This is a genomic window from Bacillus massilinigeriensis, assembly GCF_900117315.1.
In the GTDB taxonomy this organism is placed as follows: Bacteria; Bacillota; Bacilli; order Bacillales; family Cytobacillaceae; genus Bacillus_BE; species Bacillus_BE massilionigeriensis.
Map to the genome: position 1 here is coordinate 3,841,093 of NZ_LT630337.1, position 22,808 is coordinate 3,863,900.

The 22,808-nt window shown below is 39.4% G+C and carries 19 protein-coding genes and 1 pseudogene; 9 read left to right on the forward strand and 11 right to left on the reverse strand.

Features of this window, described 5'->3' with window-relative positions:
- The first annotated feature begins 10 nt into the window (after nucleotides 1–10).
- The 3 genes from BQ6100_RS21340 to BQ6100_RS18955 all read left to right on the forward strand — a co-directional run bounded on the left by BQ6100_RS21340 (nucleotide 11) and on the right by BQ6100_RS18955 (nucleotide 1,208).
- On the forward strand, nucleotides 11–157 hold the full coding sequence (locus BQ6100_RS21340) for a hypothetical protein (RefSeq protein WP_159433179.1): 147 nt from the start codon (nucleotides 11–13) through the stop codon (nucleotides 155–157).
- Nucleotides 111–287, forward strand: coding sequence for a magnesium chelatase subunit ChlI family protein (locus tag BQ6100_RS22095; protein ID WP_390622423.1), 177 nt, complete (start codon nucleotides 111–113; stop codon nucleotides 285–287). Before BQ6100_RS21340 ends, BQ6100_RS22095 begins: the two co-directional genes overlap by 47 nt.
- Nucleotides 288–419: 132 nt before the next feature.
- Nucleotides 420–1,208, forward strand: coding sequence for a transposase (locus BQ6100_RS18955; RefSeq protein ID WP_075983088.1), 789 nt, complete (start codon nucleotides 420–422; stop codon nucleotides 1,206–1,208).
- Between the two features lie 315 nt (nucleotides 1,209–1,523).
- Here BQ6100_RS18955 and BQ6100_RS21510 read toward each other — a convergent pair whose 3' ends face one another.
- Both BQ6100_RS21510 and BQ6100_RS18960 read right to left on the reverse strand, forming a co-directional pair.
- A complete protein-coding gene (locus tag BQ6100_RS21510; protein WP_097677933.1) occupies nucleotides 1,524–1,673 on the reverse strand; it encodes a hypothetical protein in 150 nt (49 codons plus the stop codon).
- Between the two features lie 417 nt (nucleotides 1,674–2,090).
- Nucleotides 2,091–2,555: a hypothetical protein gene (locus BQ6100_RS18960; RefSeq protein ID WP_075983089.1), complete on the reverse strand. Its 465-nt coding sequence runs from the start codon at nucleotides 2,553–2,555 to the stop codon at nucleotides 2,091–2,093.
- 56 nt (nucleotides 2,556–2,611) lie between these two features.
- Here BQ6100_RS18960 and BQ6100_RS21600 point away from each other — a divergent pair, with 56 nt between their 5' ends.
- A complete protein-coding gene (locus BQ6100_RS21600; RefSeq protein ID WP_141770170.1) occupies nucleotides 2,612–3,058 on the forward strand; it encodes a hypothetical protein in 447 nt (148 codons plus the stop codon).
- Nucleotides 3,051–3,479 (forward strand): hypothetical protein, encoded by a 429-nt coding sequence (locus BQ6100_RS18970; protein WP_141770171.1) that lies wholly within the window; start codon nucleotides 3,051–3,053, stop codon nucleotides 3,477–3,479. The genes BQ6100_RS21600 and BQ6100_RS18970 overlap by 8 nt, the downstream gene beginning before the upstream one ends.
- Before the next feature lie 104 nt (nucleotides 3,480–3,583).
- Here BQ6100_RS18970 and BQ6100_RS21770 read toward each other — a convergent pair.
- The 5 genes and pseudogenes from BQ6100_RS21770 to BQ6100_RS18995 all read right to left on the reverse strand — a co-directional run.
- Nucleotides 3,584–3,760: pseudogene (locus BQ6100_RS21770) on the reverse strand (transposase); the annotation flags it as partial.
- A complete protein-coding gene (locus BQ6100_RS18975; RefSeq protein ID WP_075983092.1) occupies nucleotides 3,757–5,286 on the reverse strand; it encodes a YifB family Mg chelatase-like AAA ATPase in 1,530 nt (509 codons plus the stop codon). The pseudogene BQ6100_RS21770 and the gene BQ6100_RS18975, both read right to left, overlap by 4 nt.
- Before the next feature lie 306 nt (nucleotides 5,287–5,592).
- Complete coding sequence (locus BQ6100_RS18980) at nucleotides 5,593–5,997, reverse strand: hypothetical protein (RefSeq protein WP_075983093.1); 405 nt, start codon at nucleotides 5,995–5,997, stop codon at nucleotides 5,593–5,595.
- Nucleotides 5,998–6,713: 716 nt separating this feature from the next.
- The gene (locus tag BQ6100_RS18985; RefSeq protein ID WP_075983094.1) at nucleotides 6,714–7,067 is read right to left on the reverse strand and encodes a recombinase family protein; all 354 of its coding nucleotides are present in this window, start codon (nucleotides 7,065–7,067) and stop codon (nucleotides 6,714–6,716) included.
- Between the two features lie 1,220 nt (nucleotides 7,068–8,287).
- Entirely contained in the window at nucleotides 8,288–11,446 is a 3,159-nt protein-coding gene (locus BQ6100_RS18995; RefSeq protein ID WP_075983096.1) for an Ig-like domain-containing protein, read from the reverse strand.
- A gap of 751 nt (nucleotides 11,447–12,197) precedes the next feature.
- Here BQ6100_RS18995 and BQ6100_RS19000 point away from each other — a divergent pair.
- The gene (locus tag BQ6100_RS19000) at nucleotides 12,198–13,202 is read left to right on the forward strand and encodes a C40 family peptidase (RefSeq protein WP_075983097.1); all 1,005 of its coding nucleotides are present in this window, start codon (nucleotides 12,198–12,200) and stop codon (nucleotides 13,200–13,202) included.
- A gap of 86 nt (nucleotides 13,203–13,288) precedes the next feature.
- Here BQ6100_RS19000 and BQ6100_RS19005 read toward each other — a convergent pair whose 3' ends face one another.
- Complete coding sequence (locus BQ6100_RS19005; protein ID WP_075983098.1) at nucleotides 13,289–14,494, reverse strand: efflux RND transporter periplasmic adaptor subunit; 1,206 nt, start codon at nucleotides 14,492–14,494, stop codon at nucleotides 13,289–13,291.
- Between the two features lie 15 nt (nucleotides 14,495–14,509).
- Entirely contained in the window at nucleotides 14,510–15,172 is a 663-nt protein-coding gene (locus BQ6100_RS19010) for a hypothetical protein (RefSeq protein WP_075983099.1), read from the reverse strand.
- 799 nt (nucleotides 15,173–15,971) lie between these two features.
- Here BQ6100_RS19010 and BQ6100_RS19015 point away from each other — a divergent pair.
- Nucleotides 15,972–17,597 (forward strand): hypothetical protein, encoded by a 1,626-nt coding sequence (locus tag BQ6100_RS19015; RefSeq protein WP_075983100.1) that lies wholly within the window; start codon nucleotides 15,972–15,974, stop codon nucleotides 17,595–17,597.
- The gene (locus BQ6100_RS19020; protein WP_075983101.1) at nucleotides 17,590–20,526 is read left to right on the forward strand and encodes a DEAD/DEAH box helicase; all 2,937 of its coding nucleotides are present in this window, start codon (nucleotides 17,590–17,592) and stop codon (nucleotides 20,524–20,526) included. Before BQ6100_RS19015 ends, BQ6100_RS19020 begins: the two co-directional genes overlap by 8 nt.
- Nucleotides 20,527–20,625: 99 nt before the next feature.
- On the opposite strand, the gene BQ6100_RS19025 is transcribed toward BQ6100_RS19020, so the two are convergent.
- Nucleotides 20,626–21,051 carry a hypothetical protein gene (locus BQ6100_RS19025; RefSeq protein WP_075983102.1) on the reverse strand — a complete coding sequence of 142 codons (426 nt, stop codon included), beginning with the start codon at nucleotides 21,049–21,051 and terminating at the stop codon, nucleotides 20,626–20,628.
- A 188-nt stretch (nucleotides 21,052–21,239) separates the two neighbouring features.
- Between BQ6100_RS19025 and BQ6100_RS19030 the strand changes: the two genes are divergently transcribed.
- Entirely contained in the window at nucleotides 21,240–21,647 is a 408-nt protein-coding gene (locus BQ6100_RS19030; RefSeq protein WP_075983103.1) for a helix-turn-helix domain-containing protein, read from the forward strand.
- 541 nt (nucleotides 21,648–22,188) lie between these two features.
- Here the strand turns inward: BQ6100_RS19030 and BQ6100_RS19035 are convergent.
- Nucleotides 22,189–22,422, reverse strand: a complete 234-nt coding sequence (locus BQ6100_RS19035; protein ID WP_075983104.1) for a hypothetical protein — start codon at nucleotides 22,420–22,422, stop codon at nucleotides 22,189–22,191.
- Nucleotides 22,423–22,808 lie beyond the last annotated feature (386 nt).

Below are 22,808 nucleotides of genomic sequence, written 5' to 3' on the forward strand. Positions count from 1 at the left end.
AGGTTTAATTTTGACAGTAAAAGTATTAAGCATTGGTTTAAAAGGGTTGGAGGGTTATCGTATGCGTGTTGAGGTACAGGCTTCACCCGGTATGAATTCCATGGTTATTGTTGGTCTGCCTGATACCTCAGAGAAAGAACTCCAATATTCCTTTTGAAATCCTAACCTCAATATCCCCACTATCGTCTACCCTACAGAGAATGATTACCCAAGTATCAGCCAAACAGCATTGGAGTAACCGTGTTCAAATTAAGATTATCCGTTTAGCACGAACGATTTCGATTTAGCAAATGAAGATCAAATTACTGACGAATCGATTTGAAAAGCGATACAGCTGAGGAGGCCTATGAATTAAAAGGAGAAAAATGCAAGAGAAAGTCTTTGAGTTTTAATTAAAGAAACATTCCGAGGTGTCAAATATGCCAAGAGTAGCAAGAAGCAAAAGTAAAAGTAGGATTTATCATATTGTCATGAGAGGCATAAACAAGCAAACAATTTTTGAAGACGAGGAGGATAAATCTAGATTTTTCGAAACCTTAAACAAATATATGAAAATATGTAAATATGAAATATATGGCTATTGCTTGATGGATAATCATATTCACTTATTAATAAAAGAATCGGATGAAACCATCTCCACAATAATAAAGAGAATTAGCTCTAGTTATGTCTATTGGTACAATATGAAATATGAGCGATGTGGTCACTTGTTTCAAGAACGGTTTCATAGTGAAAATGTTGATAGCGTTAACTATTTTCTAACAGTCCTCCGTTATATTCACCAAAACCCGGTTAAAGCTGGTTTAGTTTCAGACGTGTTTTCATGCAAATGGACAAGTATGAAGGAGTACCTGTATAAACCACACATGGTTAATATCGATTATGCACTTCAATTATTCTCTTCTGATAGAAAAAGGGCATTAATATCTTTTAAAAATTTTATGCAAAAGCCTAATGATGATCAATGTTTAGATATTCAGATAAGAGTAAGGATGTCTGATGCTGAAGTTAAAAGGCATTTGCATAACCTGGGAATTCCGAATATTAGTATCCTGCAACAAATGGATAACAGGGATAGGGATGCCATATTATTTAAACTAAAGGGTCTGAGTGGGACCTCTTTAAGACAGCTTTCCAGAATAACCGGTATTTCAAAAAGCGTTATCCAGCGGGCGGGACAAAGGGACAGGTACAATGTCCCACCATAAGCAACAATTTCTTTTTTTACACTTATTCCGCTCAGAAATATTTAATATTTTTGATTGTTTGGATGGACAGTTACCTGTTATTGTTTGCGTCCCTCTTTTAAAAGTCTTTCTCGTAAGAAAAGCCTTGCAGAGATTTTACTCTACACAAGGCTTTCTTTAATTCATTAAAACTCTCTTTTTGGGACGAGGTACCTGTCCCTGTGTACCTTGTAATTAAAGGTTTATTTCATGTATAATAAGAATATAATAAAAAGGAGAAGTGCCGGTAACACTCCTCCCTGCAACCTCTACCGTCAGGGTGGTGGTTGTCATATATTATTTAGTTCTACGAAAACCACCCTTTAGCTTGCGACGGCGAGGGGCGGTTTTCTTGTTATCTATGACGTTTTTTCGAAAGACATGTGCAGCAATTTCACGCACAATCCCCTTCAAAATTTCACGAATGATTTCAAGAAATGTTTCCATGATTATCACCTCCTTTCCAAACAGAAAGAAGATTGGACAACCAACCACCCTCACAATATTCAGTTGCCCATTCATTTTATCATATTTTTAAATAACCTTTTTTCAAAAATGTAAAAAAAGAGAAGATTGTTACGAAGTTTTTTCCTCTCCACAAGGCTTCTTTCTCAAAACATCAGCAATTCAGCGGTAGGGCGAGGAACCGTTCCCCTGTGTACCTTCTTTCAGTGATCCCAGCCTGTCCCCTTGTCCTTTTCAAAAAAAAGAAAAGCCCATTCTGAGATTTCTCTCGAATAAGCTTTCCTTCTTTAATCAGCACTTTCGCGCTGGGACGTGGTACCTGTCCCTGTGTACCTTTCCCTTATAAATCATTCTTTTTATATCTCAATTATACTTTGATTCCATAAAACCACAAATTTTCTAATTATGCGTAAAGTGGTCACGATTGGATTGTGTAATTGGTAAATAACCTTTTTTTACAGCCTCTTTTGGGGTTGTGAAGATTTCTTCAACAGAATATGAATAATCAGCGTCATCTCGAAAATAATATTTAGTCCCATTTATGACAGTTCCGAAATATTGATGAACTTTCGAGATTCTACTTCCCCCTAACGCAAAGTTATTATACGTCTCATTTCCCGCTAACGGATAACCTTGTATAAAAGAAATCATACCAATATCATCTATTGTGTTGTCCCAGTCTTCTTTACTCAATATTGGTAGTGTAAAGGTATAGGTTATACCGTATTTCTTAGAATAAGTGTTATGGCGATTGATATAAAACTGAATGTCCTCTTGAATTTTACTTAGAATGGTACTTCTCCGCACATCCTCGAATAATATTGGATCCTTCGGGACAAAGGGACAGGTACAATGTCCCACCATAAGCAAAAATCTCTTTTTTCACACTTTTTCCACTCAGAAATATTTTATATTTTTGATTGTTTGGATGGACAGATACCTGTTATTGTTTGCGTCCTCTTTTAAAAGTCCTTCTCGAAGAAAAGCCTTGCAGAGATTTTACTCTCCACAAGGCTTTCTTTAATTCATTAAAACTCTCTTTTTGGGACGAGGTACCTGTCCCTGTGTACCTTAAATATATAGAAAAACCTTTAATGGAACAACTGTGGAAAGAACCTAACGTAGAGTTGATTCGTAGAAAACTTCAATTAGAAAATCCCAAAATAGAAAATCCGGTTATTCATTATGAAGACCTAGCCAAAAACGCCTGTGATCTTTATCAGGAAGGGCTAATTACTCCAAAAAGACTGCAAAATCTACTGTCACTTTTAAACAAAACACCAGAAGTTTATGATATTGTGTTACCAAATATTCTTCCAACAGAAGATGAAATAGATAAATTGTTAGAGGAATTAGATGATGAATAGTCATTCAACATCATATATTTGGCCAATCGCAATATTAGACGCAGATTTTGCTATTAAACTTGGGAGAATAAGAAAATATAAAATAATAGAAGATTTGCTGCCAAATTATGTTGGGAAATTGCTGATACATGAATATGTATATGAAAATGAGGTTTTAACTCCAAAAGAAACAAAGGAACAAATTAATGTTTTAATTCAAAAAGGTTGTGCCGAAATCGTAAATGAGGATACAGTTGCTAAGTTAGGAACTCTTTCTCTAACTGTTTACGAAAACATGATTGAAAAATTATGGTACACAGGGACAGGTACCTCGTCCCAAAAAGAAAGAGTTGATGAAATTAAAAGAAAGCCTTGTGGAGAGTTAAACCTCTGCAAGGCTTATACTTACGAAAAGGACGTTAAAGAGGGAAGCATGCAATGATAGATAACTGCCAATCAAAGCAATCAAAAATATTATATATTTCTAAGCGAAAAAAGTGAAAAAAAGAGATTGTAGCTTATGGTGGGACATCGTACCTGTCCCTTTGTCCCGAAACAATAGGAGGCTAGTTCAAAGGAAAGGTTTTCATGGATCTGTTCAAGTATATGAAAAAGAGCGAGAAAATCAGTTTGGGATCGAAATAGAGGATCGCGGCGATTTCCTCGACTGGTCACATGATAAAATCTGTTCGGAATCCATATTCTCTTTTTGTAAGACACTATCTTTTCCCTACTTTCATTTGGTTACTCAAGTGAAATGACCTTCTCAGTGTCATAGCTTTCCATATAGACTCTTCCGTTATCTCCGCATTTCCATGCAGGTCGGAGATTGTTCTCGCTAAACGGATGATTTTCATTTGCACACGATTACTCCAGTGATGTTTAAACGCTGCGTTTTTTATCATATTTAGCTGGGGTTCCTTTAGAGGGCTTGTTGCAAGCAATTTTTCCATGGCAACTTTTCCATTACAGACTGGTTCTTGATACCGTTCATATTGCCGTTCCCTTGCTCTTATCACTCTACCTAAAATTTCATCAGAGGTGGTTTCTGGAGTTGTGTGAGTTAAATTTACTGGTTTTAAAAATAGGAGGATATCAATACGATCAAAGACAGGTCCTGAAATTCTGTTTTGGTAGGCTTGAATGTTTTTCTGAGTACAGGTGCAATAGTGAGTGTTTGAACCAAGATAACCGCACGGACATGGATTTACGGCGGCAAGGAAAATAAAGGAAGCAGGATACGTTACAGTTGAATGGACTCGACTTATGGTGACTCTCCCTGTTTCAAGAGGCTGTCTCAACATATCTAATGTTTTCTTTGAAAACTCGGCCATTTCATCTAGAAACAAAACGCCTCGATGGGCTAGTGAAATTTCTCCTGGTTTCGGATAAGAACCCCCTCCAATCATTGCAACTGATGAAGCGGAGTGGTGAGGATGTCGAAAGGGGGCTATCTGGGGATAGAGGTGTTTTTCCTTCGCAAGCTGGTACAAACTAATAACTTCTAGCTGTGACTTTTTGTCTAAAGGAGGAAGTATAGATGGAAACGTTTCTGCCAGCATGCTTTTGCCACATCCGGGGGGACCGCTCATCAATACATTATGTTCACCTGCCGCAGCTACCTCCATTGCTTCCTTTGCATGTCTTTGTCCCATAATGTGGCTGAAATCCCTCTCAAATTTATGATTGCAAGCAGGAAGCACCCGTTCTTGATTTACCTTTCTTAGCGGTAGGAGTTCTTGCCCATCCAGGTGTTGCACCACTTCCTTTATATGCTGAACGACAACGCATTCCAACCCTTCAATCATGTCCAGTGGAATCAAGGGGTCAAAAGGCAAGTATACTTTCCTATATCCTAAAGTCTTCGCTGCGACTAGAGCAGGGAGCATTCCTTCAACCTTTTCAATTGTTCCATCTAGGGATAATGCGCCAATGAATCCTATGGTTTCTGGGACATTCCCCTGCAGCTCTCCTGTTTCAATGAGTACTCCGATGGCAATTGCCAGATCAAAAAGAGGGCCATTTTTCTTTTGTTCAGAGGGAGATAGGTTCACGACAATCTTTTGGTCTGTCACATCACAGTTCAATGTTCTGATCGCTGACAGAACCCTTTCCTTCGATTCTTTTACAGAAGCATCCGGCAAACCAACAATCACCATCGACTCGGTTCCAGATGAGATCTGAACTTGTACCTGTACCCGATACCCCTCTAACCCCATTAACCCAATACTTGAAACCTTTACTGTCAATCACAAAACCTCCTTAACTTAACAAAATTATCAAAATTACAAGCAAATATCTGAATACTGTGTGTTGCTTCGGAAAAATAAAGGAAGACCTGATACGAAGGCATAGAAGAAAATAAATAAACTGAGGCTTAAAGAGGAAATTCCAATTCATACCACTTACATTACACCTTCCTAAATTCTACAAAAACTACAAAAATCCTTCAGGAAATATAAAAATTCTATTATTCTACCAATCAAGTATTCGACAAAAATCGGGTGGTCACTGTGACGAACCCCCCGTGACGCAACCCCCTGTGTACCTTTTATTTACTTCTCATCTATAACTTCTTCGTTTTTTTCAATCGCTATTATTCCAGGTGAAGCGGGAGTTTCCTCTGTAAACAAAGGCGCTTTTTCATAGTCACTTTTTGCTAAGGCATTAGCTATACAATAGCACAAAGCAATTATTATACCAGTTATAAAAAGAGAAAAAAATACTCTAATACTTTTTGAAAGATTGTAAAATACATATAGATCAAAATCCAAAATTTGCAACGCATACCCAATTATTAGAAGAACCAGTCCTAACCTAATGATCCAAGATTGTTTAGAGTTTTCTAGGGTCCCAGGTAGTTTTTCTCCAAATACCGGAAATTGAAATATATCTTTTTTTATAAAGCTAGAAATTCCTAACAATACTCCTGCTGCTAATTGAAATATATTTGCAAGCAATAATGTCGCCCCCTTCCCTCTTCATAATTCGACAAAAGGTGTTGTTCCCCTTTTTATAAACAAAAATTCATTATTTTAGGTGTTGGTGTTATGTCGTTTAATGTTTAATCTTCCTAATGCGACATAATATGCATAAAAAAAGAAACCCTTTAGAGAATTTCTCATCACAAAACCTCCTTAGCTTAACAAAATTATCAAAATTACAAGCAAATTTTTGAATACTGTGTGTTGCTTCGGAAAAATAAAGGAAGACCTGATACGAAGACATAGAAGAAAATAAATAAACTGAGGCTTAAAGGTGAAATTCCAATTCATACCACTTACATTGCACCTTCCTAAATTCTACAAAAACCACAAGAATCCTTCTAAAAATTTAAAAATTCTATTATTCTACCAATTATGCATTCGACAAATTTCGGGTGGTCACTGTGACGCATCCCCCCCAACAAATATTATAGAGCCTAAAATAAAAAGAAAAGCCCTGCAGAGATTTTTCTCCACAGAGCTTTCCATGAAAGACATTAAATTTTCTACCAATCTACTTATCTTTCGACAAATTTCGGGTAGTCACTGTGACGCAACCACCTTATTCTACCAATCAAGTATTCGACAAAAATCGGGTGGTCACTGTGACGCATCCCCAATAGAGCCCAAAATAAAAAGAAAAGCCCCGCAGAGATTTCTCTCCACAGAGCCTTCCTTCAACTATTTGCCTACTAATCTTCGACAAAATTCGGGGTGTGACAGGCACCAACCCTCAATAATAAATTATTGGTTATTGGGGTGGGACAATGAACCTGTCCCTGTGTCCCTAGACAGTCGATTTTAGAATCTGACTCTTTAATAAACTTTAACATCTCATGTAACTCCGGCCTATCTGCCACTGCTCCTGTATATCCTATATCATTAAATGTTTCTAAAACTTCAATCCCATTTCTTTTTGCAAAATCATTACAAACATTGTGCTGGTAGTTTATACTCTCTTCTTCTGACATACCAGAAACTTTTATTGATTTTCTGTAGTAGTTAATTGCAGTGAGATTTTTATTTTTGCTATCAATAATTAGCACTCTTTTTTAACTCATCTCCTCTGGGTATTTTGTTATTTCTTGCATAAAGAGGAGTCTTTTTTGTTACATAAGAATTTATTCATTAACACCACAATTTATATATATATTTTTCGGAAATAATAAAGTGTTGGTAGGAAAAACGGGGGGATTGACTTTTTAAACAGCATAAGCAAGGATTTTGGAAAAGATGCTATGTTTTTTTTATTTGGAATAAATGACTAATGATTTGTAGTGGAACGAGAAAACAGTCACCGTGTCCCTCGGCAACCTCCTCCAATAGAAATAGCCCTAACTCCATCGAAAGGAATTAGGGCTGTTATTAATTTATACAATTATAATATAAGCTTTTCTTTCTATTTGAATCGGCTACCAAGTCAAAAAGAAAAGCCCATTCTGAGATTTGTTCCGAATGAGCTTCCTTCCTATCAGCACTTACGTACTGGGACAAGGAACCTGTCCCTTTGTCCCTATCAAAACGTGTGAAGCAACTGAATATAAAGCAATCAATGTCTCGTAGAGGTAAGTTACATCTGTTGAGCTCTTCTTTAATTTAGTGGGACAAGGAACCTGTCCCCGTGTCCCTTCATAGGCATAGCATATACAGTTAGTCTTAGTTAAAAAGAAAAGCCCATTCTGAGATTTCTCCCGAATGAGCTTTCCTTCCACAATCAGAACTTTCGTGCTGGGACATGGTACCTGTCCCCTTGTCCCTCGACAAAAATCGGGTGGTCACTGTGACGCATCCCCAAAAAGAAAAGCCCATTTTGAGATTTCTCTCGAATGAGCTTTCCTTCCACAATCAGAACTTTCGTGCTGGGACGAGGTACCTGTCCCCTTGTCCCTCGGGTGGTCACTGTGACGCAACCCCTTGCTGGGACGAGGAACCTGTCCCTTTGTCCCTTACTCCATAGAAAGGAATTAGGGCTGTAACTATCTTGCATGATTAAAATATAAATATATCTTTCTTTCCATTTAATTCGGTTGCCAAGTTAAAAAGAAAAGCCCATTCTGAGATTTCTCCCGAATGAGCTTTCCTTCCACTATCAGCACTTTCGTGCTGGGACGAGGAACCTGTCCCCGTGTCCCTCACAAATTATTGGATAAAGGGGAGGGACAAGGAACCTGTCCCCGTGTCCCTCAGAGATTTTTTCTCCACAGAGCTTTCCAAGAAAGACATTAAATTATGTCTACCAATCCTATTAAAGAACTTCAGTTAAAACTTATAGTCCAGAAATTGTTTTAGTTGTTGTAGCAGATGCATTACCAGCAGCATCTTCAACTTTTGTAGCTACAGCATTTACAGTTGCGCCAGCTGTCGGAGCTGCACTCAGTGTTAATTCAACTGTGTTAGAGCCTAGTACATGAGCAACTGTTGAGATAGTCGCAGAACCAGCTCCACCATCAGTAAATAGAATATCTCCACTCGCAATTGCTGCAGGAGTTGCTGACTCATCTGTAACAGCTTCAGAGAATGTAATTACTACTTTATGAGCAGCTCCTACTAAGTTGTAAACAGCTGAAGTTATAACAGCAGCAGCACCGTCTACAGCAGCAGTAGCTGTTGATTCAGCAGTAGATGCATTACGTAATAAATCTTCTACTTGTCCTGATACAGTTACTTTTGGTGTGGCAGCAGTATCGTTATTTGCACCCTCTTTTAATGCTAATGTTACTGTAGCATTTCCAGAACCATTAACGATTGAACTTACACCTTCAATTACATATCCTTCTACTTGGAAATCACTTGCAGTAACAGAACCTGCAAATAAATTCTCAGAGAATACAACCTCTACTGCATCAATTTTACCATCTGCATCGAGGTCTTTAGTTGTACGTGAAACAACTGATGGACCAACTTTGTCTTCAACAGTAGTTGCAACAATGTTAAGTTGTGCTCCATCTGCGTTTGTGATTCCTGAGATAGATCCTGGAGTTAATGTAGTACCAGAAACAGTACCAGTAGCAACTTTAACACCAGCAACTTCTGTATTACCAGCTGCTAAAGCAATTGCCGCAGGAACCTCAACAGTAATAATTGTTTGTCCACCAATAATTGTTGAACTCTCAATGTTTGCAAGTGTATAGTTAGTACCGTTATCTGCAGATACTGCAATTTTCGCACTAGCATTAACAGTTACAACATCATCAACATATAATTTAAGCTTTGTAAGTGATACTGCTTCAACCTTGTCAAGTACAACAGTTGCAGCTGTATGAGTAACAGTAACTGATGTTACGAAATTAGAAGTCTTATTACCAGCAGCATCTTTAACTTGACCCACTTGAATAGTTGTTGGACCACCTGTTGTAAAATCAATAGATCCAGTAACGTCAGTGTAATCTAATACAACTGATTTATTATCAGCAGACGCAGTAATTTTTACTTTTGAATCTACGTTATACATAGATTTATCTTCAATTGAAGCTTTATCCATTGCTTCACTGAATTTGATTTTGATTTTCTTAGTTCCAAGAACAGTAGCTGCAGTATTTACAGTTGGAGCAACTTTATCTGTTGCAACAAAAGACTTAGTTACTGTGTCAATTTTATTAGCAGCAACTGATACGTCTGCAACATTTTTAACTTCTAAAGTATAAGTACCACCATTTAAAGTTGACGTAGTCAATTCAAATGTCTTATGGTCTCCAGAAGGATTTGCAATAGAGCTTACGTTAACAATCTTACCATCCGCATCTTTTAATACATAGTTGGCAGGGTTTGTAGCACTATTAGCACCTGAAGTAGATGCATCGTTTACAACTTCAGAATAAACAACCTTTAATGTATTAGCATCCTTGAATTCAACATTGTTAAGCACTGGTTTAACAAAGTCTGCTGAAGTGTTTACAGTTACAGTAAATGGTTCGAGAATATTACCAAAACCGTCTTTTACTTTGTTAGCATCAGCAGTGTTTGCAGCATAGTCAAAATAAAGTGTTGTAGCACCCGGAGCTAATGGCTGATTGAATGTTACTTTATATTCATCATCTGCAATCTTAGTAACAGAACCACCAGAGAAGGCTGTACCATTATTAGTTACTGCGTTGTAACCTTTGTATCCATGAGAGAATACTAGGTATTGAGCAACTGCATTTGAAGAAATATCAGGAATTGGCTTGTTGAATTTAAGTGTTACACTTGTTTCAGTTGATGTTTTAACTGTTGCTTTAACAGCAGTTGTATCCTTTACATAAGTGAACTGTTTAGTAACTTTGTTAATTCCAAATCCTGGAGATTGAGCAAAGTCTTGTCCTCCACTAACTTCGATAGAGTGATTTCCATCTACCATATCAACTGGTAAAGTAATAGTACCCTCAGTACCAGTACTATTTAAAGATACAGCTGGTTGATATACTACATTATTCATAGTAATCTTTGCAGTTGGAGCTACTGCTAATGCTTCAGAGAAGTATACTTTAACTGTGTTTTTACCAGTTACTTTTACATCAGAAACTTCTGGTGCAGCATTATCAAAGAAAACAACATCTTGCTTGTAAGTTGGAACAGTTGAACCGTCAGTAGTTTTTACATCTTTAACTACAACTTCAACCTTTTCTTGTTGAGCAGCAGCTGTTGAAAGGAAAACAGTTACAGTTTTCTTATCAGTTGATAATTGATAAACTGTACCAGATGAAAACGCAGCTGTACCAGAACCACTACGAGCGATGTTTGTTGTATTTAATGTATTTTCGTCAATTTCTTTGTTGAATTTAACCACTAATGTCTTATTGTTAATCGCACTTACAGATTGAACTGCAGGAGTAGCTAATTCTTCTTTAAGCTTAGCAACATCAGCAGCTAAAGTTTCAGCTTGAGCAGCTAATGGTGCATTATAAGCAGCTAATACATGTCCTTCTGGAGCAGCTCCAACAACGCCAGCTTTGATTGCGTATGCTTGATCTTCTAGAGCTTTGTTGATAGCAGCTACTGCTTCTTCAGCTTTTGCTAAATCTTTAGCAGTTACTGCTGCGTTAGCAGCTTCAAGTTGTTTTAAAATGTCTAATTTAGCAGCATAAGCAGCTTTGATAGCATTTTGGTATTTAACCGCATTTCCAACATATTTCTTGTAAGTTTTTGTAAGATCTGTTACCCAAGCAAGTCTTTGTTTGTAGCTGTACTTAGATTTCTTAACATTTGCCTTAGTTTTGTTGTATGAATCTTTAGCTTTTTGGATGTGTTTTTCCATCACTGAAGCTTTTACGTAACTTGGAGCATCATAGTATGCCACCATTGCGTTACGCATAGTTGTTTTTGATTCTTTTACTTGAGTGCTGATGCTTTTGCTAGCAGCGTCCGCATTGTTAGGAGCTACAGCTGCGAATGATGATGCAGCGATTGCAGAAGCAGCGATAACTTTAATTGCTTTCTTTTTCGTCATTGATTTGTTTCTCCTTTCGATATCTAAAGTAGTGCATCAGGATTAAATATGTATGTATTTTAATAGAATCCTAATGACTTACAAACTAACATTAATTGTACTAGATTAACTAGGAAATGTAAAACAATATCTCCAATAAATCCTAATTGGTAGTACAAAAATATGAGTACAAGAACAATCTAGTTTATTTCCCAAATCATTCTTGTAAACCTATAATAATACAAATCTCAACGAATTTCTAGCTTTTATTTGCTTGTTTTCGGAATAATTTCCAAAAAAATGGGCGAAATTAATGGTATTGTTTCAATATATATCCCTTGTACCCATGATATGGAAATTTACACTCTATTTATATATGTTCTAACCTGCATGATTATTCCTAAAACATAGGGAAATAGACTCTGAACCTTGCGTCACATCAATTTCCTAACATATCCATGATTTTTATTTATCTTATAAAAAAATCTGTTCAAATTCTTCTAATTTCTTATAAATATAAATGTTAAATATTTTTGAATTTTTCTACTAAATGCTTATTCCTTCCCAAAAATATTTCCCATCCTTCATTTGATATAAATATTATTTTTTCTATTTATAAAGAAACTCAATGATTATTTTCCTATTTTTCTACAAAATCCTCTAATCTACCAGAAATTATGATAAAATTATAGCTAGTGAAAACGATTAATTTTTCCAGTCTGAATGATATTCAGATCACTGGAGTGAAAATAAGCCTGGAGGGTGACGAAGTATGAAGAAAAAAATCGCATCACTCGCCGCGGTAGCTCTTTTGTCGTCTGCTATTGTATCCAATGCACAAGCAGCCACATATACCGTGAAAAAGGGAGATACTCTTTCCTATATAGCAAAAAAATATCATATCAGCTTGAAGGATTTAAAAACGATCAACCATTTAAAATCTGATGTGATACGGATCAATCAAAAGTTAACCGTTACAAAACCAACCAGCGCCTCCAAGACCGCTGCAAAGGTAAAAACCTATAAAGTAAAGAAAGGCGATTCCCTTAGCAAAATCGCAGCGAAATACAAGGTGACTGTTACCCAGCTGAAATCCTGGAATAAGCTTAAGTCTGATGTGATCAAAGTGGGACAAACCTTAAAGGTTTCTAAACCGGTAACTAGTAAAAAGGCGACTGTAAAGGAAGCAGCTAAGGCACCACAGGTGAAAACCTATTCCTATACTGTTGTCTCCGGAGACACATTAAGCGGGATTGCCCTTAAGGCAAACATGACTGTCCAAAAGCTGAAGGAATTAAATAAACTATCATCAGATAGAATATATGCTGGGCAAAAGCTTAAGGTTACTTCTCCTGTTAAAGTTAATAGTGAAGATCCTAAATCTGGCACGGATGAGAAGGATTCTTCTACTGATTTCAAGCTTGTTTCTACGGCTAAAAGCCTCATTGGCGTCCCTTACCTTTACGCTGGAACGACAAAAAGCGGTTTCGACTGCAGCGGATTTGTTTTTTATGTCTTCAATGCAGCAGGGATTAGCATCGATCGTCTATCATCTAAGGGATACTATGATGCTGCAGCAAACGTGGACAAGCCTATCGTTGGAGATCTCGTATTCTTTCAAAATACAGACCCAAATACAACTGGCATCTCCCATTTAGGAATCTATCTAGGAAACAATGAATTTATTCATGCTAGTTCTTCGGCTGGTGTGGTTATTTCGAATTTGACTAGTACTTATTATAAAGAGCATTTTGTCGGGTTTAAGAGATTGAAGTAAAAAGTGGAAAGGTCAGCTCCAGGTGTGGGGGCTGACCTTTTTTGTGTGAACGAGAAAAGGGCACCTGTGGCAGGCACCCCCTTTGATTACTTCGCCAAAAATCCTTTTCCAATATACCTCAAAATATCCTTCTTCCTTATTTCAGTAAGAAGATTCTTCTTATTCAACCGCTCCACCTTCAACGGAGTGAAATAACTAGATCCCTTTACTATTTTATTAGGCTCCGCGGCAACAATCTGATTCTTGCTAACCCCGCTCGCAAGACCCTGTCGATCTCCCAATCGAAGGCCTTCCTCAATCTTCCGCTTCTCAACAACCCCATTTTCCTTCAGTTCATATACATATGAATTCTTCTTCCCCTGATCTATTACACTAGCAGGAAGAGTCAGAGCCCCAAGCTCCTCTTTTCTTATAATATTCATCTGCACATGTGACCCATGAATCAGGCCTTCTACATTCTCATTCAGGGTTACAATAAACGGATACTCACTTTCCTTCTTCACCTCTACCTTCCCTACTGGCAGAGAGGCAATTTTTGAAATCGTTCCTTCTATCTTTTGCTTCGCGCTCTCCGAATAAGCGTAGACCTTCATTTCCTCTGCAACCGACCGGAGCTCTTTTTCTTTTAGAACGCCCTCAATCTGCTGATCATTGGAGGCAATCGTGACAACTGGATTTTTCAGGTCTTGGCTAACGCTCTTAACGACCCCATCAATCTCACTAGTTACGGTTAAGTTAGATAGGTGATCCTCCTCAGCCGTTATTAGGTCTTCATATTTATCGGCCTCTGCCTGCAATCTACTTTTCTGCAGTTCTTTATTTTGGATGTCTTGTTTAATTGAAGCTTCTAGCATTCTCTTGGATTCTTTTTCACTCTTTGTTTTATTAGGTAGGTCTGCAATTAAATCCTCAAGCTCACTAATGCTTGCATCGATTCCTGAGATTTCTTTTTCCAAACGAGTCGATTCTGCCTCAAGCTGCTGTTTCCTTGCCTCCCCATTTACGGAAGAATATTCGAAAAGTGGAGTTCCGGCCTGAACCTCATCGCCTTCAGAAACAAGGAACTTCCCGAATGTTCCCACATTTTGATCCAAATAGATGTGCTGCTCTTCGGTCGGCATGATAATTCCCTTTGCCTTTTTCGTACTTACCAAGTCTTCTTGTTTAACGGCAGTCCACTCGTCCACTGCATTCGACCGTTTGATTGGACTATCGGATTGAACAATTAAATATGTATTCCCTGCGATAAACACACATGCTAATCCTGCTTTTGTCCACTTCTTCCAGTTCATCTCTGCCAACCCCCTTTAAATAAGTCTGTCTAAATCGATTGTGGAAAGCATAGCTGAAAAAAGCCAGAAAAAAAGATTGATAGCCAAAATGATGAAAAGAAGCTGTTTCGAAGTTTTATCCGTTAACTCCTTCAAATAATAATATTGTAGAAACATGGCCCCTACTTTAAATAGAGTGATCGCCCCGAAAAATCCAATGATAAATTCGTTATTTGTTACGTATTGAAAGATGACTCCTAGGGAAAATGGCGAGGAGTGATCATCAAGTCCAAGTGTTAACTGGAACGGGATGAAGATTGCTTTTTCTACCAACAAAATCGTGGTTATGAACAACTGCAATACTACTAGCTTCCTATACTCTAAATCTGTGAAAATCCAAAATAAGAGAGCCGGGAAAAAGATAATAAAGCCTGTCCACACGGTTCCCCACAGAACCTGGCCAATAGCAAACCATGCCTTATGCGCTTCAAACTGAGCGGCCGAAAATTGGTTGATAGATTTTGAAATCGATTCATTGCCAATCCCAAAATAAGCGCTAAGCCCAAAGATTATGATGCTACAAACAAAAAGCAAAATCGTTTTCTTCACCAACGATGTGATCTGTTCTGCTTTCTGTAGCTGGTAAGAACAAATATTAGGTTGAACGATTCCACGAAAAAGCTGAACACGATAATACATAGGGACCTCCTGGTAGTGATTTTGCTGGATTTTGGATAAATACTTTGATTGTTGCTGATTTTATTAGATGGTTTGTTTAACTAAATGAACTATTTCAATCTGAACTTGATAGATTAGTTGTTTTTTTACTGGTTTTGAAAAGGAAATTTGAGAAATCCATTGAGTGTTGCTGGTTTTATTTCATGGTTTGATTAAATAAATGTAATATGTTGATCTCAGCTTGATAGATTAGCTGGATTTTTGCTGGTTTTGAAAAGGAAATTTGATAAAAAATAGGATTTTTTGCTTTGGAATATTGTATTTTTGCTAGTATGTTTGTTTTTTTAGTAGTCGCGAGATGATTTTTGCCCCGAAGTTGGGGTTTATTCGCGAAAATCGACCATTTATTCGCGAAATTTCAAATTTATTCGCGAAAAGTCCAGTTTTATTCGCGAAATATGAAATTTACTCGCGAAAATTAAATTTTATTCGCGAACCGGAAATTTATTCGCGATTTCCCTCGTTTATTCGCGAAAATCCTTCTTTTCTCGCAATAATTTTGATTTATTCGCAAAATATAGCTCCCGTTCGCGAAAACAACCACTTACTCACAAAGAAATCCCTTCACTCCCAAAAATCAAACATCCTCACAACATGACCCCTCTACAAACCAGCCTCTCCCAAACAAAACCAAACCCCCTATTGACAACAAATGACAATATCATTGTAACCCATAATGCGGTGTTTGCCCAAGAAATGTTATAATTGAATTTTAGAAATCGGAAATTTTAACCGGCAAATTGATTTAGGGGGTGCGGGTATGCCGCCGATTCCAGAGCAGAGCGCTGAGCTTTTAAGGGGTGCTGCTATTCAATGGAAGGAACTTTTACGACCAGAAAATGAGGAAGACGCCCGACTTGTGCAGAAAGGGCTTCTTCTTTATAGACAGGGCCTTGTTTCAAAGGTTCGATTAGAAAATAATCAGATTACGGCCATCGTTCAGGATGTGACTCCTGTTCCGGTTGTAGTGGACTTAGATTTTGTTATGCAAAGTGTTTGCTCATGTCCGGCAGATGTTTTTTGCCGTCATCAGCTGGCGACTTTCTTCCATGTATATGCCAATGTGGACAGCGTGTCGAATTGGGTGGAGGAATGGCGGCAGCCGTTACGTGAGCGGGAAGCAGCCTCTCAGTGGGGCATCCAGAAGGCAAAGGATTTGCTGAAAAAGGCTGGGGCGGTTAAGCAGGATTACGACCAATGGATTTCGACCTTTGAGGAAAGCTTTCAGACAATCATGCAGGGGAAAAGACATTTAAATCCGTATATTATTCCGGAATTATTCCATGTTTATAAAAGGAGAATTCGGGCTGGGGCACCAACTGAGCAGGAATGGAAGCAGCTTTACCTATTAATCGGCTCCGTTTTTTCATTTAACCGACTGTTCCAGTTGAGCCGAGAGCTCGGACACTCCGAGGAGGAAATTAGTCGCTATTACCGTCATGTTTTTCTCAAACTGGCCGATGATATGGAGGATTGTATCAATCGCTTGCATGTGCAGGCGTTGCCGTTTGCCTTTGACCCTTTCCTTGAGCGTTTGAGGGAGGATTGCTCTCTGCTACTTGCTAGTGGACCAGAGCTTGAATTTGAGAGGCTCGACAATTATCGAATGCTCTGGACGACCTTTTTTAGAAAAAGGGAGTGGCGCGAGCAGGAATTGGAGCGGTTAATCGCTAGCCAGAAGACGGAAAAGGATAATTTTTCACTGATCATCGGGATTATTCATCAGCAGATTTTATTGGGTCTTGATGACGATGCCCTTTCACTTTTGGCAAAGATTCATACAATGGCTGCTCCCTATCTGCTTTTATGGCTACAGATTCTTGAAATTCAAAAAGAATGGAAGCGAATGGAGAGCTATATTGACCAGCTGATCACCATTATTCGTGATTACTTGGAGGACCTTCATGATCCGTATGCCTGTATTGATTTCACGAGGATGGCCTTGGGTGTGATCGCAAATTACTGCGAAGAGAGTCAGGATATGGAGCGATTTGAGAAAATGCTCGTGCAGACACTGCCGTTCAGTGCGCGAAACTATGAGTATTTTTTAATCGATCAGAGGAAATATCAGAGATGGAGCGAGCTGATTACTTATTTAGGTTTTGACATTAGTTCGGTTTCGAGCGACACCGTTAAAACGATCGCGAAGGAAGAGCCTATTGTGCTCCTCCCGCTCTATCATCAATCGATTCAAAAGAATATTGATTTGAAAAATCGCAGCAATTACCGCGAGGCCGTAAAGCAATTGAAGAAGCTGCGAACACTTTATAGAAAAATGAAGCGACTTGAGGATTGGGAGTCCTTTCTTGCGCAGTTATTGCAATCAACGCGTAGGCTGCGTGCTTTTCAGGAAGAATGTAAAAGGAGTAAGCTAATCGATGCTTAAAACAAGAACTTTGAAAGTGAATATACAACCACTAAAGGATCGATATTTAATAACCGCTCAAAATAGCAAGGATCAATATCTCGAGCCAACCTCATGGAAGTATCTCCTATTTTCCCGTCATGAGGAAAGCTTTTACGGCACGATGCTGACCGATGCAGAGGTAAACGGGATTCGCGGGGTTACGACAAATGGCTGGCAGCTTGTCACGATGCTTGCCAAGGAGGATTTCAATCCATTTATCCATTGGAGCTGGGATGAAAATTCGCATATCTGTTTGTCTGCTGCCCATTCCATATATGATGCGATTTTAGAAAAGGAATGGCTCCCTGACTTTCATGCTTGGGAGGAGAGCGAATTTCGCTGGGCCCTGCCAGAGAGCGTTCAGCAGGAATTCGGCCCCTCCTTCTGGGAGCAGACGATTGAGGCATCTGATGGCGAGGCGATTCCGGTCCAAAGCTTTGTCCATGAATGGTTCCATCACTCTCTAAATTCCTATTTGGAGAAAAATCAGGATTTGCGAGAGCATTTTGGCGATAAAATTAAGGCTTTACAGCAACAGCAAATTCCACCGGCTACTTTGGCTGCTTATTTTGATGAGGAAACCTGGTCGGAGTGGCTTGGGTTGAAGGCCTCTGATGTACCATTTACGATTGGACTTCGATTGGTGGAACCGGAGGATGTGGATGGCAGCTGGGATTTGGGGATTTTTTTACGAGGAAAAGAAGAGCCTGGCTTAGTGGTCGATGCTGGGGATGATTCAAATATGCCGGCTGGTTGGTTGGATGATCTTGACGTTGTTGACCGTGAGCAGGAGCGCTGGATTCGCCTCTTCCCTTGGCTTCGTGGCCACCGAGGAATTTCTTCGGAGCTGACGGAGAATGAAGCCTGGGAGTTTTTGACGGATTCCAGTGAAATTTTGCTTGCCCTAGGTGTGGAGATTCTCCTTCCATCTTGGTGGCAGGCGATGAAGAGCGCAAGTTTGAAAATGAAGGCTCGTGTTAAGGGGACTGGCGCCAGTCACCGCCCGTCTTTCGTTGGACTTCAGGCGGTGCTTGATTATGACTGGCGTTTTTCAATGAATGGTGTGGAGTTATCGGAGGATGAGTTCTCCCAGCTCGTCGAGGAAAAGCGTCGGCTTGTGTTTATACGAGGGCGTTGGATTAAGCTGGATCCAGGGTTTGTGCGGCAAATACAGGATTTAATGAAGCAAGCGGAAAAAGAAGGGCTTCACGTTCGTGATTTGATTGCACAGGAGCTGATGAATGACGGTGATGCCGAGGTTGATCCTCTTGATGATCCAAAGGCCTTTGCGAAGATTCAAATTGAGATGAACCGCTCGTGGAAGAAGATGATTTCTCAGCTCCAGGATATTAAGACGATTCCTTTGGAGCCTGTACCTTCTGGATTTTGTGGGGAGCTTAGGCCGTACCAGGTTCTTGGGATGAGCTGGATGCTGTTTTTGAGGAAGTATGGATTTGGCGCGGTTTTGGCTGATGATATGGGGCTTGGGAAGACGATTCAGTTGATTTCTTATTTGTTGTCGGTGAAGGAGAATGGTGAGCGTTCTGGTAAGGGGACTGGGACCGGGGATGGCGATGTTGCTGTTGCTAGTTCTGACGATAGTTCTGGACCAGATGCAGTTGCCAGCTCTTCCAGAGATTCCGGTGCTGGGCCAGCGTTGATTATTTGCCCAACCTCTGTACTCGGCAACTGGCAAAAGGAAATCGAGCGTTTCGCTCCGTCCATGAACGTGTATCTCCACTATGGTTCGAATCGTTTGAAGGGTGAGGAATTTGCCCGGATTGCTGGAGCTGCGGATGTGGTTCTCACCTCCTATGGGTTAAGTCACCTCGATTTTACCGAATTCGAGTCATTGACATGGGGAACGATTACAATTGATGAAGCGCAAAATATTAAGAATGCCAATACGAAGCAGTCTCGTGCGGTAAGGAAGCTGCGTGGTCAGCATCATATCGCCTTAACCGGGACCCCGATGGAAAACCGCTTATCTGAGCTTTGGTCGATTTTTGATTTTACCAATCATGGCTATTTAGGTGGACTGACCCATTTTCAAAAACGCTTTGTTTTGCCCATCGAAAAGGATGACGATAAAGCCAAGATTCAAGAGCTGCAAGCCCTCATTCGCCCATTTTTACTAAGGCGGTCGAAGAAGGATGAAGAGGTTGCCTTGAATTTGCCGGATAAGCTCGAGCAAAAGGAATACTGCCCGTTAACGGTTGAGCAGGCCTCCCTTTATGAGCAGCTTGTTCGCGATACGTTTGATAGTATTGAAAAACTGTCTGGCTTTGAAAGAAAGGGTTTGATCCTGCAGATGCTTAGCCGCTTGAAACAGCTCTGCAACCACCCTGCCCTTTATTTGAAGGAGCCGAAGCCTCATGGGGTTCTGGAACGCTCAAGCAAGCTGGAGAAATTAAATGAACTAGTCGAGGTTGTTCTTGGCCAAAAGGAAAGCTGTTTAATTTTTACCCAGTATATCGAAATGGGCAATATGATTAAGAAGGTTTTAGAAAAAAATTACGGGATTGAGGTTCCGTTTCTAAATGGGAGTGTACCAAAGAGTCAGCGTGACACAATGATTGCCTCCTTCCAAAACCGTGAGTTTCCTGTTTTTATTTTATCGTTGAAGGCTGGAGGAACGGGTCTGAATTTGACCGCCGCCAATCATGTTATCCACTATGACCGTTGGTGGAATCCGGCCGTTGAGAATCAGGCAACTGACCGCGCCTACCGGATTGGGCAGAGCCGATTCGTTCACGTGCATAAATTTATTTCTACTGGAACGTTAGAGGAAAAAATTGATGCCATGCTCGAGAAGAAGCAGTCGCTGAATGATCAGATTATCCAGAACGATCATTGGATTACCGAGCTGTCGACAGATGATTTGCGGGATTTGGTGTTGTTGAGTTGATTTTTGGTGGAGAGGAATGTCGGGTCGGATGTGGACATTCCTCTTTTTTGTATAATGAAAAAGGAACCAGCAATCACTGGCTCCTTTTAATATTGTTAATTATACTCGCGTTCGACATGTCGGCGAGGGTTCTTTGATTTTCCCACCAAAGGGCGTGTTCGGCTTTTGGGTCATAAACATTACTTTGTCGTCCTTTTTCACCATGAAGTAGGAAAGTAGTCGAAAGGCTTTTGCATTGGAAGGTTCCGTTTCTTGTACGGTAATTGTTCTAGCAGGTAAATCAATAATCATGTCTAGTTTTCTCTGAATTTTCTTGTCCTTATAAAGAAATGTGAGTGAAGTAATTGGTCCAAGAGGTAGAATTTGATACTGCTTCTGCTGTTTCAGAGGCGGTTTGAGTACTTGCAGGGCATCATAGAATGTTGGTCTTTCATGGATTTCTATTTGACTATTATTTTGTTGGTCACTGATGCAAAGTAAACATAGCTCCCTCTCCATATGAGAGAAGACTTCTAAGCTTTCCATCCACCATCTCTCCTATTTTTCAAAATAATTTAATCCTACTATTCGACTATTTTTGCTAAATTCCTTCTAAAAATTCCCATGTGCGTGATTTTCACATATATTTACGTGCATATTTCACACACTTCGACTTTTTTCCAACGATTGCCGTTAAGTTTAACCTTAAGACTACATAACGGTGGTGCAATGGAATGGCTTTGTCGGATAAGCTAAGATCGCTTCGGGATAAACATAATTGGTCTCAGAAATTTGTTGCAAATTTAATGAAGGTCGACAGAACAACGCTCAGCCGATATGAAACGGGAAAATCGGTACCAAACTATCAAACTGTTGTCGAGTTGGCCGAAATCTACGGCGTTGATAAAAGCTACCTAGTGAATGAGTTGGACCCTAATGACATACCTTCTGATTCTAACACGGTTTATACCTTAACAGAGGAAACGGAAAAACTGGAGCTCGATATCATTCAAAAGCTCCTAAAAAGAGAGCCAAACTTGAAAAAGGCCTTGCTTGAGCTATATACATTGGATGATAAAAGTATTAAGCATGCTGCGGAAGTGTTGGGTGCGTTTGTTAGGGGGATTAAGCAGAATCGGTAGTTGGACAAGTGGGCGGTTGGATTTGTGGTTTTTTTGGATATTTTTTTGCAGGCATCTATTAAAGTGCCTGTTTTTTTTGTTAGGCTGTGTTAAAGTTCATTGTTGATATTAAGACGTGTTGATTGGAGTGGAAGGCGCGAAGACTCCTCTAAAAATGCTAAAGTATTTTTATCGTGCGGAGTTTTATCAATGAAGCGATTTCAATGTCCTGCGGGAAAACGGGGCAGGGGAGACCCCGCAGGAGCGTTAGCTAGAGGTAAGCTCCCCGTCACGCTCGCGAACCGCTCACGCCTGGAACGGAAATCAACATTCAAGTTTAACAGAACCTTAAGTTAAAAAAATATACAAAAAAAAATCCCGGCATTTGATCAACCGGAAGAAATGGGGGAAGGTATGAGGATGTCATTGATTCTCTCTAATGGGGGAATGAGTTTTTGAATGAGTGATTTTCATGGCAATTTGAAAGTGAATATTCAAATTTTCCCCACCAGCTCCTTTATTATTTTTTCATAAGAAGCCTCCATTATACGAAGGGTCCTTTTTACTGAAATTGTTTGAGGGCTTCTCGTTTTATTAACTGTCGGTTTGAGGTGGTGATTACTGTATAGCGTTGTTTCCTGGGGGAGTTCAATTGTATAGATTGGAGAATGATAAATTCGAGCTGGCTAACCCTTTTGCTAAGTTCAACTACCTTTTCATTCGATTTCCCTAGCATTTTGATTAGATGCTCGATTAATAGCTCAATACTTGTTTCGAGATTCTTTTTTTCGTCCATCTTAAAAAACCTCCTTATCATAGAAACCTGTTGAGATTTTGGAATAGGTAACATTTTCAATTGAAAGTGTCTTTCATTACGGTTATGAATGACAAATACTGGTTGCAATCCAATTAATGTGGCTTTCATCACGGGTATGAAGGACAAATACTGGTTGCGATCCAATTAATGTGGCTTTCATCACGCTTATGAAGGACAAATACTGGTTGCAATCCAATTAATGTGGCTTTCATAAAGGCTATGAAGGACAAAACTTAGTTGGGAACCAATTAAAGTGTCTCTCATCGCGGTTATGAAGGACAAATACTGGTTGCAATCCAATTAAAATGGCTTTCATCACGCCTATGAAGGACAAATACTGGTTGCGATCCAATTAATGTGGCTTT